General features: G+C 39.8%; 1 pseudogene. It reads right to left on the bottom strand.

Going from position 1 to position 261, the window contains the following annotated elements:
- Positions 1-261 (bottom strand): annotated as a pseudogene (locus tag TP70_RS12815) (hypothetical protein); the annotation flags it as partial.

Below are 261 nucleotides of genomic sequence, written 5' to 3'. Positions count from 1 at the left end.
GATCTGTCGGATTTAATGGATCATTTGGGTTAGTCGGATCCGTTGGATCTGCAGGAATATATGGAATATATTTACCTGGTTCTTCTGGTTTACCTGGTTCTTCTGGTTTACCTGGTTCTTCTGGTTTACCTGGTTCTTCTGGTTTACCCGGTTCTTCTGGTTTACCTGGTTCTTCTGGTTTACCCGGTTCTTCTGGTGTCTCTTTCAACTTGTAGATATAAGTAACATCAATATTACCTTTAACTACTTTACCAGTTTCTT

This window comes from Staphylococcus microti (assembly GCF_000934465.1).
Lineage (GTDB): Bacteria > Bacillota > Bacilli > Staphylococcales > Staphylococcaceae > Staphylococcus > Staphylococcus microti.
Note: the sequence above shows the minus strand (reverse complement) of the source record. Positions and strands in the feature narration are given on the sequence as shown.